At 72.1% G+C, this 14023-nt stretch carries 11 protein-coding genes; 4 read left to right on the plus strand and 7 right to left on the minus strand.

Annotation, left to right across the window (positions count from 1 at the left end; genetic code table 11):
- Together sepH and E1292_RS29770 are read right to left on the minus strand one after the other, a co-directional pair.
- The coding region (sepH, locus tag E1292_RS55490; RefSeq protein ID WP_342775712.1) for a septation protein SepH at positions 1-3019 on the minus strand (3019 nt) is incomplete at its 3' end.
- Between the two features lie 160 nt (positions 3020-3179).
- The gene (locus E1292_RS29770; RefSeq protein WP_132598871.1) at positions 3180-4127 is read right to left on the minus strand and encodes a protease inhibitor I9 family protein; all 948 of its coding nucleotides are present in this window, start codon (positions 4125-4127) and stop codon (positions 3180-3182) included.
- Between the two features lie 111 nt (positions 4128-4238).
- Here E1292_RS29770 and E1292_RS29775 point away from each other — a divergent pair, with 111 nt between their 5' ends.
- A complete protein-coding gene (locus tag E1292_RS29775; RefSeq protein WP_132598873.1) occupies positions 4239-5054 on the plus strand; it encodes a hypothetical protein in 816 nt (271 codons plus the stop codon).
- Here the strand turns inward: E1292_RS29775 and E1292_RS29780 are convergent.
- From E1292_RS29780 to E1292_RS29790, 3 genes are all read right to left on the minus strand, one after another.
- Positions 5030-6259 (minus strand): D-arabinono-1,4-lactone oxidase, encoded by a 1230-nt coding sequence (locus E1292_RS29780; protein WP_439331912.1) that lies wholly within the window; start codon positions 6257-6259, stop codon positions 5030-5032. The genes E1292_RS29775 and E1292_RS29780 overlap by 25 nt on opposite strands.
- A gap of 92 nt (positions 6260-6351) precedes the next feature.
- Positions 6352-7080, minus strand: a complete 729-nt coding sequence (locus tag E1292_RS29785) for a polysaccharide deacetylase family protein (protein ID WP_132598877.1) — start codon at positions 7078-7080, stop codon at positions 6352-6354.
- 55 nt (positions 7081-7135) lie between these two features.
- Positions 7136-8287 (minus strand): MFS transporter, encoded by a 1152-nt coding sequence (locus tag E1292_RS29790; RefSeq protein ID WP_246090432.1) that lies wholly within the window; start codon positions 8285-8287, stop codon positions 7136-7138.
- A gap of 144 nt (positions 8288-8431) precedes the next feature.
- Between E1292_RS29790 and E1292_RS29795 the strand changes: the two genes are divergently transcribed.
- Positions 8432-9622 (plus strand): lytic transglycosylase domain-containing protein, encoded by a 1191-nt coding sequence (locus E1292_RS29795; protein ID WP_132598881.1) that lies wholly within the window; start codon positions 8432-8434, stop codon positions 9620-9622.
- Between the two features lie 26 nt (positions 9623-9648).
- On the opposite strand, the gene E1292_RS29800 is transcribed toward E1292_RS29795, so the two are convergent.
- Positions 9649-10608 (minus strand): ferrochelatase, encoded by a 960-nt coding sequence (locus E1292_RS29800; protein WP_220447117.1) that lies wholly within the window; start codon positions 10606-10608, stop codon positions 9649-9651.
- Between the two features lie 20 nt (positions 10609-10628).
- On the opposite strand from E1292_RS29800, the gene E1292_RS29805 reads away from it, so the two are divergent.
- A complete protein-coding gene (locus tag E1292_RS29805; RefSeq protein ID WP_132598885.1) occupies positions 10629-12647 on the plus strand; it encodes a prolyl oligopeptidase family serine peptidase in 2019 nt (672 codons plus the stop codon).
- Complete coding sequence (locus E1292_RS29810) at positions 12647-13435, plus strand: inositol monophosphatase family protein (RefSeq protein ID WP_132598887.1); 789 nt, start codon at positions 12647-12649, stop codon at positions 13433-13435. Before E1292_RS29805 ends, E1292_RS29810 begins: the two co-directional genes overlap by 1 nt.
- 192 nt (positions 13436-13627) lie before the next feature.
- Here the strand turns inward: E1292_RS29810 and E1292_RS51445 are convergent, their stop codons facing one another.
- Entirely contained in the window at positions 13628-13792 is a 165-nt protein-coding gene (locus E1292_RS51445; protein WP_165974805.1) for a hypothetical protein, read from the minus strand.
- Between the last annotated feature and the right edge of the window lie 231 nt (positions 13793-14023).

Consider the following 14023-nt stretch of genomic DNA (forward strand, 5'->3'; position numbering starts at 1 on the left):
GGGCGGGGGAAGGGGACGGCACCGGCACGGCCGGGTCGTCCTTGCCCTTGCCCTTGTCGGCGTCCTTGCCCGCGCGGGCCGCCGGCACCGACGGCTTCGGCTTGGGGCCCGGAGCGGGCTTCGGCTTGGGCGCCGGCGCCTTCGCCTCCCCACCGGCCTCCCCGGCCTCCCCGGCCGTGGCTGCGGTCTCGGTCTCCGGGGTGGGGGACTGAGCGCTCGACGGACGAGCATCCGCCGCTCCCGATCCCTCGGCCTCCGCCTGGGCGTCGGCCTCAGCATCCGCCTGGGCCTCTGCTTGAGCCTGCGTTTGGGTGTCGGCCTCGGCTTCTGCTCGATGGTGCGCTTGGGTGTCGGCCTGAGCCTCCGTCTGGGCCTGCGCCTGGGCTTCTGCTTGGGTGTCGGCCTGGGCTTCCGGCTGGGCGTGCGCTTGGGTGTCGGCCTGAGCCTCCGCTTGGGCCTGCGCCTGGGTCTCTGCTTGGGTGCCGGCCGGGGCTTCCGCCTGGGGGGCGGTGGCTTCAGCGGCGGTGGTCGTGGCGTCTCCGCTGCCGGGCGTCTCCGTCTCGGCGATCTCTGGCCCCTTGGCATCCGAGCTCGTGGCCTCGGTCGTGCCGGGCGTCGCGGCCGTGCCGGCGTCTGATGGTGTGGCAGCGGTGGTGGCGCCGGAGGTCGTGGCCTCCGTGGTGCCGGGCGGCTCGGCTGCTGTGGTGCCGGGCGTCTCGGCCTCCGTCCTTGCCTCCGCCCCGGCTTCCGTGGTGTCGGAGGACTCCGTGTCCGAGCCGCGGGGTGTCACGGCCGGAGCTTCGGCAGGCTCCGCGGCGGCAGTCCTGTCCGCGGAGGCCGTGTCCGTGGCGGCTGTCGGGTCCGTGGCGGTCGTAGCGGACGTCGTGTCCGCGCCGGACAGTGCCGTTCCGGCAGCGGAATGAGCCGTCTCTGCGGCGGCGGACGGTGTTGTGGTCGTCTCCGCCGCGGTGCTCGGCCGGGCCGCATCCTCGGTGGTGGCCGATTTGTCGGAGCCGGCGGACGGTGAAGGCGTGGAGCCGGGCTGCATCGCGGAGATCGGATCCGTCGCGGTGCTCGGCGGGGACGCCGGCTCGGTGACCTGCTCTGGCGCGAAGGCGGGCGTGACGGCCCTGTCCTGGGAGGAAGCCGACTCCGTGGGTCGGCTGGCAACCGTTGTCTCGCTGGGCTGGGCAGCAGCCGCCGTCTCCGCCCCCTGAACCGGAGTCGCCGTCTCCGCTGGCTGAACCGCCGCTTCTCGGGTGGCCGCCTCCAGGGAGGTTCCGGTCTCGACGGAGACAACCGTCTCCGCGGAGGGCCGGGTCTCTGTAACAGGCTGGGCGGACGGTGCCGATTGCCGGGTCGGCTGGGCGACGGTTTCGGGGTGGGGCCGGTCCTGGGGCTCGGCGGGCTGTGTCGGCGTCGACGGGTGGGCGGCCTGGGGGGTGGCGGCCGCCGGCCGGGCCTGGACGGCGGGCTGGTCCTGAGCGACGTGGCGCTCCTGGGCGGCGGGCTCGTCCTGGGTGAGTGGCTGGGCCGTCGCCTCTTCGGCGACCGTGGCCGGAGCCTGGTGCGGGTGCGGGTGCGGGGACGCCGGTGGCGGCGTGGCAGGGGTGGGCGCGGCGGGTGCGTAGATGGCGTCGGTGCCACGCTCGCCCGCGCGCCCGGGACCGAAGTCGGGCAGCCACGTCGAAGACCCGCCGCGGCGGGACGAGGTGTCGCCGGGGCGGGTGTGGCCGGTCTCATGAACGGGTGGTTCGGGACGGAAGGGTTCGCGAGACGGAGGCTCCTGGCGATGGCCGGGATCCTGCGACGGTGGGTGGCCGGGCTCGCGCGAGGGCTCCTGCCGGGTGTCCGCCTGCCCGGCGGGGTCGTGGCCGAAGGCGGACTCGCGCGAGGGTGGGGCCTGGCGGTGGCCGGGCTCGTATGACGGGTCGTGCCGATGGGTCGTCTCGCCGGACGGATCGTGGCGGGAGGAGGGGTCGGCGGTGTCGAAGGACGTCTCCCACGCCGGGGCGGACTCGCGCGGAGGAGCGGCCCGGTCGAAGGGCGTCCCGCGCGAGGACGCTTCACGGGACGTGGCATCGCGCGAGGTCATCTCACGGGATGGCGCCTCACGGGAGGCGGCATCGCGCGAGGGTGTCTCGCGGGACGGCGGCTCACGGTACGCACCATCGCGCGAGGTCATCTCGCGGGAAGGCGTCTCGCGGTACGCGGCATCGCGGGACGGCGTCCCACGGGAAGGCGGCTCCGGAGGCCGCGCGTACGCCGTCTCGGACGACCTCGGCGGCGGGTTGTAGCCGACCGCGGGCTCCTCCGGCTCGCGCCGCGAGACCGGGGGGAACGGCAGCGCGTCGGAGGACAGCGGCGGCACCGGCTGCAGCTTGGCCACCCGGGGCGCGAACGGCGTCACCGTGGTGTCCTCCACCACGGGAGGCTCGGGGTCGAAGTCGGCGGAGGACAGGCGCAGGGCCTCGTCGTCGTGGGGGGTCACGTGGCGCTTGCGCGGGTCGAAGAGCCACTCGGCGTGACGGGTGTGACCGTTCCACACGTAGCCGAGCTTGACCCGCCACAGGCCGTCGTCGCGTTTGGCGGAATCCCAGTCGATCTCGTCGGTGGGCACGCCGCGCCTGGTCAGGCGCTCGGCGACGAGGTCGCCGAGGGTCGGGCCAGGCGAGGACTCGCCGGGCATGCGTACGGACACCCGCTGCGCCTGCTGGGCGACGTATTCGCGCTCCTGCAGCACCGGCCCCTCGAACCAGCGGACTCGCTCGACCGGGATCCCGGCGGTCGCGGCTATCTCCTCCGCCGTCTCTCCGGCGCGGATGCGGGCCTGGATCTCCTTGGGGCGCAACGGACTCTCCACTTCGATCTCGTACTGGCCGAGACGGGAGAAGTTGCCGCGGACGGCAGCACGGAGCCGGTCGTCCACGGGAAGCGTGAAGCGCGTACCCCGCCCGGCAGTAGCCAGCACGAGATAGGTGCCGTCCTCACTCACCGCGACGAGTCGGAGCTCCTGCATGCGAGTCCTTTCGTCAGCGTCGCCATTCTTCCCCCGGACCCTTGAGTCTCTCGCGTGTGCCGGTTGCCTGCCAGCACCGTACCCGGCATGTCCGAACATCGCCTTCCTGGGATAGTCCCGAGGCGATGTGACGCCGGTCACATTCGTGGAATCCATCCCTCTAGAACCCGCCGTCGCGCATGAGGAGGTTAGAGGCCCTTGAGGGATTCTGGCGAATCTCGCCGCGCGCCGGAGCGCACTTGAGCCAAGAGGCCACAACGGACGGGTGGGCGGCCGGATGGACGTGCAGGTGCAGGGCGGCGGCGCCGGCGATGTACGGAGCGTAGGCGGAATACGCGACTCCGGCCTTGGTGACCTGACAGGTCCGGGAATGCGCTGTTCCGACGACGAACACACCCGATCGCACCAGAGCGCGTACGGCGGCGCCGAGGGCGGGGGAGTCGGCGCCGTCGATGGACAGGTTCGCGACGGAGGGGCCGCGGGCGTGCCTGCGGATCCAGTCGAGCCCCGCCAGCGCGTCGGCCAGCGTGCCCGAGCCGCCGCAGCCGAGCACGCGTACCGAGGCGATGCGGGCCTTGGGGGCGACGGCGTGGACGCGGCCCGCGGTGCGGGTGCCGTTGCCGGCGCAGTCGTGCCCGGTGCCGCCGGTGGCGTCGAAGGCCCGCCAGGTCCGGTCGCCGAACTCGGGCCGTCCGGGGTCGAGGCCGCTGTCCACGACGTACACGGTGGTGCCCGCGCCGGTGGCCTGGCCGGGCGGTGGAGGATCGGCTCTCCTGCTCGTCATGGGGTGGATCTGCCGGTCGGCCTCGATCGCGCGTACCCGCGGGTCGGTCCGGAGCTCGGCCAGTTCAGCGGCCGTGAGGAAGGTGGCGAATCCCGGCAGCGCCGCGGTGTAGTAACGGCGTACCCGCCATCGCGCCTCGCCGACGAGGTCGCGGGCGGCGCCTCGGCCGCGGGCGGTGACGATGTAGGGCCGGACGGGTTCGGTCACGGCGGGGCGCAGGGCGGTTCCTGAGGCGGGCGTCATGGCCAGCGGGATGGCGGTCGCGGCGGCCGTGGCCACGGCCGCGGCGAGGTAAACGGAGGGCAGGCCGAGTCGTCGGGGCACGAGCTACGAGGTTGCCTGTCGCGCACGTCACAAGAACATCAGGACACGCCGTCGCGTCTATTCCCGGGAAAGTTTTTACCGAACAACGATACGAGGGGACTGATCCGGGGGATGAGCGGCGAGCAGCGGACTTTCGAGCTGACCGTCCCACAGACCATGGGGAGCGCCCTGGCCGCGGTGACCGCGGCCGTGGCCGCCTCCTATCTCGGCGTCGCAGGGACAGTGATCGGCGCCGCGGTCGTCAGCGTGGCCAGCACGATCGCGGGCGCCGTCTACACGCACTATCTCGCGCGTACGTCGGACCGGGTCAGGCAGCGCGCACTGGTCGGGCGGAAAGCCGAGGGCGAGCCCGCGGGAGACGGGTTCGCCGAGCACGAGCTCGCGGGAGAGGCGGGCGATGAGGGGTCGACGCTCGTCATGCCGGCCGTCGGGCGGGCCTGGCGCCTGCCGTCGTGGACGCGGTTAGGGGCGGCCGCGGCCGTGGTGTTCGCCCTCAGCATGGGCGGCATCCTGGTCTATCAGGCGGTGACCCGGCAGACGGTGCACGAGCAGGTCACCGGCCGGCACCCGAAGGGCGCGGACGAACGCCACGCGCCGGTCGACCAGCGGGAGGAGGAGCGGCCCACCCGGGAGGAGCCCGAGTACGCGCGCGGCCCGGTGACCCGCGAGCCCGCCACGCCGACGCCGACGCCGACGCCCACGAGGACGCCGTCCCGGCGGCCGGTGCCCACGAAGACGGTCACGGTGCAGCCGTCCCGCACCGCCTCCACCACCAAGCCGCCCGCGGTGGACGACCAGCCCGGCGAGGAGCCGCCGTCCGACGAGCCGCCGCTGACTCCGCCGGCGCTCGAAGAGGGCCCCGAACGCCCCGATCAGGCCGACCAGGTGGACACGCCCTCCGGCTATCCGAGCACGACGTCCAAATAGGCGTTGGTGAACAGGCGCCGCGGGTCGAGCCGGTCGCGCAGCGCCTGGAAGTCCGCGAAGCGGGGGTAAGTCCCGGACAGGGAGGCGGCGTCCCTGGTGTGCAGCTTGCCCCAGTGCGGCCGCCCGTCCAGCCGGGTCATGATCTCCTCGACGCCCGCGAAGTACGCCGGGTTGGGCGTCGGACGGTAGACGTGGCAGGCGACGTACGCCGACGGGCGGCCGTACGCGGTGGACAGCCAGGCGTCGCTGGGCGGCGTGACCCGCACCTCCACCGGGAAAGTGATCATCCAGTCCATGCGCTCGACGAGGTCCCGTGTCTCGCGCAGGGCCTGGGCCAGGCGCTCGCGGGGCACCGCGTACTCCATCTCGAGGAAGCGCACGTCGCGCCGAGCGGTGAAGATCTTGTACGACGCGTCCACCGACTCCGAGTCTCCCAGGACGGCCGCGCTGACCTCGTTGATCCGCGGGATCAGACGGGGGGCACGGGCTCCGAGCGCGCAGGCCGCGCCGAAGACGGTGTTCTCCAGGAACACGTTGTCCAGCCACCACTTGACGGCGCCGGGCGGCCGGGCCGGGCCCGCGTCTCTGTTGCCCGTCTTGACCAGGCAGGCGTCGGTGTGCGGCAGCCAGAAGAAGTCGAGGTGCTCGTTCGCGGAGGTGAGCGCGTCGAGCGAGCCGAGGATCTCGCTGAGCGGCAGCTTCCGCCGCCGGTGGCGCAGCAGGAACGCGGGCTCCACCCGGAACGTCACGGCGGTCAGCACCCCGAGGGCGCCCAGCCCCACCCTGGCGGCGTCGAACAGGTCGTCGCCGGGGGAGACGGTCGCCACCGAGCCGTCGGCGAGCACCAGCTCCAGCTCGGTGACCTGGTCGGCGAGCCCGCCGCTGTCACGTCCCGTGCCGTGGGTGCCGGTCTGGATGGCGCCCGCGACGGTCTGCTCGGTGATGTCGCCCATGTTCGCCAGGGCCAGGCCGCGCTCGTCGAGCAGCTCGTTCAGCACCCGCAGCGGCGTGCCCGCCAGCACGGTGACGCGGCCGTCGGCGCATGACCTGATCCCGGTCAGCGCGGCCGGGCGCAGCATGATGCCGTCGGTGAGGGCCACTCCGGTGAAGGAGTGGCCCGTGCCGACCATGCGGATCCGCCGCCCGGAGGCGGCGGCGTCACGCACCGCGCGTACGACGTCCGCGACGGACGCGGGCGTACGCATTTCCGCGGGGGTGCCCGACTGGTTGCGCGCCCAGTTCACGAAGGTCACGAGCACCCCCTTCGGCGGCTCACCCGATCAGCTGCGGGCGAGGCTCACTTGTTCTCCCAGCCCGCGGGAACGGGATAGACGTCGCCGGGCTCCAGCTTCACGTCCTGGCCCTTGAGCACCTCGGACACCGTCACGAGGTGATAGCCCTTCTTCTGCAGCGACTTGACGATCGCCGGCATGGAGTCGACGGTCTGCTTCACCCAGTCGTGCATGAGGACGATGCTGCCCGGCTTGGCCACCTCCATGGACTTCTTCTTGATGGCGGTCGCGTTCTTGGAGCTCCAGTCCTCGTTGCCGCCGGTCCACAGGATGATCGGCATGCCGAACTCGACGGCCACGTCGGAGACCTGCAGGTCGACCATGCCGTACGGCGGCCGCAGCAGCTTGGGCTCGACGCCCGCCGCCTTCTTCACCGCATCCTGGGTCTTCTTGATCTCGGCTCTGATGTCCCACTTCTCGACCGTGCGGAAGTCGGGGTGGGTGTAGCTGTGGTTGCCGAGCTCGTGGCCCTCGGCGACCATGCGCTTGACGTAGGAAGGTCGGCTCTTCACGTATTGGCCCTCAAGGAAGAACGTCGCCTTCACGTCGTACTTCTTGAGCGTGTCGAGCAGCTTGCCCGCGTACTTGCCCGGTCCGTCGTCGAAGGTCAGGGCGACGCACTTGACCTGCGAGCAGTCGACCTCCTTCTTGGGGGCCTGGGCCAGCGCGGGCGTCGGCGTGAGGGTGACGCAGACAGCCGCGATAGCTAGCAGTGAACTGATGTGTCGGGACATAACTCGTAGCTTCCAGTGTGATGGGTGTTGCGAGGGATGTCCCGACGGTAGCGGATCAGCTCTTCGCGGGTGAAGGAGCCTCGGGAATTCTCAGCAGACCCGAACCTGCGACTCCCACGACCGCGGCCAGAGCCGCCGCCCCCAGGGCGAAGCCGTACGCGTTGGACGCGCCGTACGCCTCGGTGAGCCGCCCGCCCGCCCACGCGCCGATCGCCACGCCGAACCCGATGGAGGTCGAGATCCACGCCATGCCCTCGGTGAGCAGCGACGGCGGCACCAGCCTTTCGGTGAGCGAGAAGCCCGTGATGAGCGTCGGCGAGATGGCGAAGCCGGCCAGGAACAGCGCGCCGGCCATGATCCACACATTGCCGATGAACATGATCGGCAGCAGGCCCACCACCAGCAGCCCGAGCGAGCGTACGAACCGTCCGCGCAGCGAGATTCTCCAGTGCCGCGACCCGAACCACAGCGCCGACACCATCGACCCACCCGCGAACGCCCCGACCAGGAACCCCGCGGCCGCCTTCACCCCGTGCTCCTCCGCGAACGCCACCGTGATCAGGTCGACCGACCCGAACACCGCGCCCAGCCCCAGGTAGACGCAGGACAGCAGGGCGATGCCGGGGATCAGGATGGGCGTGCCCGACGACGACGCGAGCCGCTGCACGGGCGGCTGGGTGCGCCGCTGCGCCGCCAGCGCCAGGCTGCCGAAGAGCATGCAGAGCAGGGCCACGGTCAGCCCGGCGAACGGATTGACGCCCGTGGCGAGCATCGTGACGAGCACGGGACCCGTGACGAAGGTCACCTCGTCGACGACGGACTCGAACGCGAACGCGGTGTGCAGCTTGCTGGAGCCGCCGTGGATCAACGACCAGCGGGCCCGCACCATCGAGCCGATGGACAGCGAGGTGGCCCCGACCAGCAGGCCCGCGACGTAGAGGGTCCAGTGGGGCAGTCCGTACCCGGCGCACAACATGAGAGCGGTCAGCGCGAGCGCGTTGACGAGGGCGAACGGCGGGATCACCCGGTTCTGGCCGAACCTGTCGACGAGGCGGCCCGACAGGGGGGCGGCGATCGCGAACGACACGTTGGAGGTGGCGGCCACCGCGCCCGCGATGGCGTACGAGCCCGTCAGGGTCTGGACCAGCAGCACGACCCCGATGCCGAGCATCGACATCGGCATCCGGCCGATGAATCCCGCCAGCACGAACCCTGTGGTGCCGGGCCTTTCGAACAATCCCCGGTAAGGCCCGACCACGCCGTTTCCCCCTTACTTCAAGGACCCAACCATTGCGCACCGAGTGTCCGGACGGCAAGTGATATATCCGGCGGGTGGGTTAACGTGTGCCGAGTGTCCGGTCTTCCCTCGTTCCGCGCGGTCATGCTCATGGTCATCGCCGTGCTCGTGGTCACCGTCGCGGCCGGCGGAGTCGTGGTGATTCTCGGCGACGACCTGGTCAGCACCACCAGCGAGCCGGCCAGGGACACGGTACGCAGTCCGCGCCCGCAGCAGCCCCGGCCCACGCCCCGCCTCGACGAGATCGTGCCCTCGGCCGAGCCGGTCAAGGACTTCGGCGAGGGCGGCCCGAGCGTCACGCCGACCCCGCCGCGCGTGCTGGCGATCGCCCCGGCCGCCGTGCCCAAGCAGACCCGGTTTCGCCTGGGCGAGCTCGCGCACGTGCAGAAGGTGATCGTGGTGGACGCGGGCGCGGTCAAGGTGTCGGGCACCGGGCTGAACCTGCTCGCCGTCGACCCGTCCGACTTCCGCTCGTGGACGCCGAAGCCCGTCGCCGACCAGCCGGGCGTCTGGAGCGCGCTGACCAGGGGAGAGCTGGTGGCCGACGCCGGCACGATGCGCAAGTACGGGATGGTCCTCGGCGCCATGTACCAGGTGGACGGCGGCCCCAGGCTGCGCGTCGCCGCCTCGGCCACGCTCGGGCTCAAGGGCGTGGACGGGCTGGTGAGCGCCGACCTGGGCAGGTCGCTGGGATTCGCGCCCGGCGTGGCCGTGCTGCTGCACGGCAAGCCGGGCAAGATCAGCGAGTCGGGCGTGCGCAGGCTGCTCGGCAAGGAGACCCAGATCGTCCTGCTGGACGCCGCCGACCGCGCCGCGCGGAAACGTGTCCCCGAGCAGCAGCAGCCGAAGAGCGTGAACGTGGGCAGGCCCGGCAGCTACCTCGAGCTCTACAAGGCCTCCGCCACCCGCTGCCCCGGCCTGTCGTGGACGGTGCTGGCCGCGATCGGCCAGGTGGAGAGCGGGCACGGCCGCAACAACGGCCCGTCGAGCGCGGGCGCGCTCGGGCCCATGCAGTTCATGCCCGCCACCTGGAAGCACTACGGCGTCGACGGCGACGGCGACGGCAAGGCCGACATCTGGAGCCCCTACGACGCGGTGCCCGGCGCCGCCAACTACCTGTGCGCCAACGGCGCGGGCAAGGGCGGCGAGAAGCTGCGCAAGGCGATCTGGTTCTACAACCACTCGTGGGAATACGTGAACAAGGTCATGGGCATCGCCGAGGCCTACGCCCGCGCCTATGCCTGAGGCCGGCGCCCGAGCCTGCCCGCGGCCTACGCCCGCGGCCTGCGGCGGGGCGGCGGGCAGCAGGTCAGGGGGCAGGGCCGCGGCTCGGGCTCGTCCATCAGCTCGCGCACCATCCGTACGAACCGCGGATGCGTGCCGGCCGTCGCCGCCCGCTCCATCGGCAGGCCCAGCGCGCCGGCCACCTGCCTGGCCTCCGTGTCGAGGTCGTAGATGACCTCCATGTGGTCGGAGACGAATCCGATCGGCACCAGCACCACCGACGGCGCGTCGGTCTTGCGCAGGAAGTCGCAGACGTCCGGCTCCAGCCACGGCACCTGCGGCGGGCCGCTGCGCGACTGCCACACCAGGTCCCACGGCCGGGTGCGGCCGAGCGCCTGGCTGACCAGCTCCGCGCTCCTGCGCAGCTGCGCTTCGTACAGGCCGCCGGACGGGCCGGCGGTCTCGGCCATCGAGACCGGGATGCTGTGGGCGGTGAACACCAGCCGGGCGTCGTCGTGGCCGCGGAGCCGGAGCCGCTCCAGCGCCGCGCGCGTGTGGTCGGCCATCGCCGCCACGAACCCCGGGTGCTCGCCGTAGTGGCGCATCTTGACCAGCTCGGGGCCGCCGTCGACCGAGATCCTGGCGATGTCCTCGTAGTATTGGCGGCAGCTCGAATAGCCCGCGAACGCCGACGTGGCGAAGACCGCCGCCTTCTCGACCCCGTCGGCCGTCATCTGCCGCACGACGTCCTCGCCGAAGGGGTGCCAGTTGCGGTTGCCCCAGTAGACCGGCACGCCGGCGACCGGGCGCAGCGCCTCGACCAGGTCGCGGTTCTGCTGGTTGATCGGGCTGACCCCGCCGGAGCCCTGATAGTGCTCGGCCACCTCGAGCAGCCGCTCGCGTGGCACGCCACGCCCGCGCACCACGTTCTCCAGGAACGGCAGCACGTCGTCGGGACCTTCGGGACCGCCGAACGACAGGACCAGCAAGGCGTCGTATGTTCCCACGTGACAAACCCTATGCCGGGATGCTCGCGGGTCCTTCGGGAGGTAGGTTCGATCGGGTGAGCGCATTCAACGACATACGTGACTATGTGGCCATCCCCCGGGTTCTCTCGCTGCGGCTCTCGCCCGACGGCTCCAGGCTGATCTCCGCGGTCCAGTCCCTGAACGCCGACGGCAAGTCGTACGGCACCGCGCTCTGGGCGATCCCCGTCGACGGCGAGCCGCACCGCCTGACCCGCTCCGCGAAGGGCGAGTCCGGCGCCGTCTTCACCGACGCGGGCGACGTGCTGTTCACCTCGGCCCGCCCCGACCCCACCGTGAAGGACTCCACCGACGAGGTCGCCTCGCTGTGGCTGCTGCCCCGCGCGGGCGGCGAGGCCCGCCAGGTGGCCACCCGGCCCGGAGGCATCGGCGCTGTGCGCACGGCGGGCGACGTCGTCGTGTTCGCCGCCGACGTGCTGGACGGCGAGGCGGCCACCGAGGAGGAGCGGCGCAAGGCCCGCAAGGACGCCGGGATCAGCGCCGTCCTGTTCGAGGGCTACCCGGTCCGCTACTGGGACCACGACCTCGGCCCCGGCCGCACGCGCCTGTTCGCGGCCCGGCTCGGTGACGACCGGCTGGAGGACGTACGCGACCTGACCCCCGACGCGGGCGAGGCGCTGCGCGAGTGCGGTTTCGAGCTGACCCCCGACGGCGCCACCGTGATCTCCACCTGGCGCACCTACCTGCCGAAGGGCGAGTGGCGCACCGACCTGGTGGCCGTCGACGTCGCCACGGGTGAGCGGCGGGTGCTGCTCAGCGAGGACCGTCACGACTTCGCCGGCCCGCTCGCGATCTCGCCCGACGGCCGCCGGATCGCCTGCTCCCGCGAGCGGTTCACCGGCCTGGAGGTCTCGGCGCGCAGCGAATTGTGGATCGCCGACCTCGGCACCGGGCAGGGCCGCGCGTACGCGCCCGACCTGTTCCCCGCGGCCGTCGAGTGGGCGCCCGACTCCTCGGCCGTCTACCTCGCCGCCGACCACCAGGGACGCCGGCCGGTCTTCCGCGTCCCCGTGGCCGAGCCCGGTGACGTGGTCAGGCTGACCCAGGACGACGCCTCCTACGCGGGACTCGCCGCCTCCGCCGACGGCCACGCCCTCTACGCGCTGCGCAGCGGCGTCGGCCGCGCGCCCGGCCCGGCCAGGATCGACGTGGCCACCGGCGAGATCGACGACCTGCCCTCGCCCGCACCGCGCCCCGACGTGCCCGGCACGCTGACCGAGATCTCCGCCACCGCCGACGACGGCACCACGATCCGCAGCTGGCTCGTGCTGCCGGAGGGCGCCTCGGCCGACGCTCCCGCGCCGTTCCTGCTGTGGATCCACGGCGGCCCGGTCGCCTCGTGGAACGACTGGCAGTGGCGCTGGCAGGCGTGGATCATGGCCGCGCACGGGTACGCCGTCCTCATGCCCGACCCGTGCCTGTCCACCGGCTACGGCCAGGAGATGATCGACCGCGGCTGGGGCAACTGGGGGCCGCGCACCCAGGCCGACCTCGACGCCATCGTCGACGTCGCCCTGGCCAGGGACGACATCGACGCCGAGCGCATCGGCGCGATGGGCGGCTCGTACGGCGGCTACATGGCCAACTGGCTGGCCGGCCACAGCGACCGCTACAAGGCCATCGTCACCCACGCCTCCCTCTGGAACCTCGACCAGTTCGCCGGCACCACCGACGCCGCCATGTACTGGCAGCGCGAGTTCGGCGAGCCCGGCTCCGAGCGCTACTCGCTGCTGTCGCCGCACAACTCGCTCGACAAGATCACCACGCCGCTGCTCGTCATCCACGGCGACAAGGACTACCGCGTGCCCATCGGCGAGGGCCTGCGGCTCTGGTGGGACCTGCGGCGCACCGAGGTGGACGCGAAGTTCCTGTACTTCCCCGACGAGAACCACTGGATCCTGAAGCCCGGCAACGCCGTCGCCTGGTACGAGACGGTGCTCGCCTTCCTGTCGCAGCACGTGCTCGGGCAGAAGTGGAAGCGTCCGGACTCGGTGGCCTGATGACCGACTTCCTGCGGCTGGCCGAGGACATCGCCCGCGAGGCGGGCGACATGCTCCTCGCCAAACGGCCCACCATGTCCGGGGAGGTCGAGACCAAGTCCAGCCCCACCGACGTCGTCACCATCCTGGACAAGGCGTCGGAAGAGCTCATCCGCGAGCGCGTCATGGCCGCCAGGCCCGGCGACCGCATCCTGGGGGAGGAGGGCGGCGAGGCGCCCGGGGAGTCCGACGTGCGCTGGATCGTCGACCCGATCGACGGTACCGTCAACTTCCTGTACGGGCTGCCCGACTGGGCGGTGTCGATCGCCGTCGAGGTGAACGGCCGGGTCGTCGCCGGGGTCGTCAACGCGGCGCAGCGCGGCGAGATCTACACCGCCGCGCTCGGCGAGGGCGCCTGGCTCGGCGGCGAGCGGCTGCGCTGCACCACCGGGGTGCCGCTCGCGCAGGCGCTGGTGGCGACCGGCTTCGGCTACTCGGTGCGCAGACGTGCCGTCCAGGGCGAGGTGGTGGCCGCGGTGCTGCCGAGCGTGCGTGACATCAGGCGCGGCGGCTCGTGCGCGATCGACCTGTGCTCCCTGGCGGCCGGCCGCCTCGACGCGTACTACGAGCGCGGCATCAACCACTGGGACTTCGCCGCGGCCGGCCTGGTGGCGACGGAGTCGGGGGCCAGGCTCGGCGGGCTGCACGGCAGGCCGGTGAGCCCGGACTTCGCGCTGTGCGCGGCTCCCGGCCTGTTCGAGGAGCTGCACGACCTGCTCGCGCCGCTCGACCCCGAGCGGGACGCCTGAACGACCTCGGGCGGGACGTTTGAACGACCGGGCGGGACGTCTGAACGGCCCCGAACAGGATGCCGGAACGACCCCGGGAGAGACGCCTGAACGACCTGGGGCGGGACGCCGGAACGGTCCCGTGTGAGGTGCGTGGCGGGCCCGGGAACGACGAAACGGCCGGAGCGGAGGGCTCCGGCCGTTTCGATCGGGTCATCGAGGCAAGGGAATGCCATGATCGTCGGCCAGCCGGCGCAGATCCTCGATCTCGGCGGTGAGCGTGTCGGCGAGGTAGTCGTCACCGACGCTGCGGGCCTCACGGAGGCCCTTGTAAGCCTGGTCGAGGCGGTGTTCGATCGTGGTCGTGAACTCGCCCATCTCACCTACTCTCTAGGGGTTCGACTCGTGTGGGAGCGACGCACGCCCATTGCCGGTTGATGTCCGGGCGATGGGTGTCCCGCAGGCATACCCCGGGTCATCCTCCCCCGAAACATGAATTTCGCCGCGCTCTGCCTCACCCCGGCGTCACCAACCCCTTGACATGCCTTACCGTGCGCTTATCGACGCTGTGGACAGAATGTGGGACCAGAAGCGGAAAGAGGTGTGCCA

The sequence above is a fragment of the Nonomuraea deserti genome (assembly GCF_004348685.1).
Lineage (GTDB): Bacteria > Actinomycetota > Actinomycetes > Streptosporangiales > Streptosporangiaceae > Nonomuraea > Nonomuraea deserti.

What these genes read in the sequence shown, in the direction of transcription:
- E1292_RS29775 (WP_132598873.1), top strand. Translation starts at nt 4,239, where the DNA reads ATGAGCGGCGAGCAGCGGACTTTCGAGCTGACCGTCCCACAGACCATG.
- E1292_RS29780 (WP_439331912.1), bottom strand. Translation starts at nt 6,259, where the DNA reads ATGCGTACGCCCGCGTCCGTCGCGGACGTCGTACGCGCGGTGCGTGAC.
- E1292_RS29785 (WP_132598877.1), bottom strand. Translation starts at nt 7,080, where the DNA reads ATGTCCCGACACATCAGTTCACTGCTAGCTATCGCGGCTGTCTGCGTC.
- E1292_RS29805 (WP_132598885.1), top strand. Translation starts at nt 10,629, where the DNA reads ATGCTCGCGGGTCCTTCGGGAGGTAGGTTCGATCGGGTGAGCGCATTC.
- E1292_RS29810 (WP_132598887.1), top strand. Translation starts at nt 12,647, where the DNA reads ATGACCGACTTCCTGCGGCTGGCCGAGGACATCGCCCGCGAGGCGGGC.
- E1292_RS51445 (WP_165974805.1), bottom strand. Translation starts at nt 13,792, where the DNA reads ATGGGCGAGTTCACGACCACGATCGAACACCGCCTCGACCAGGCTTAC.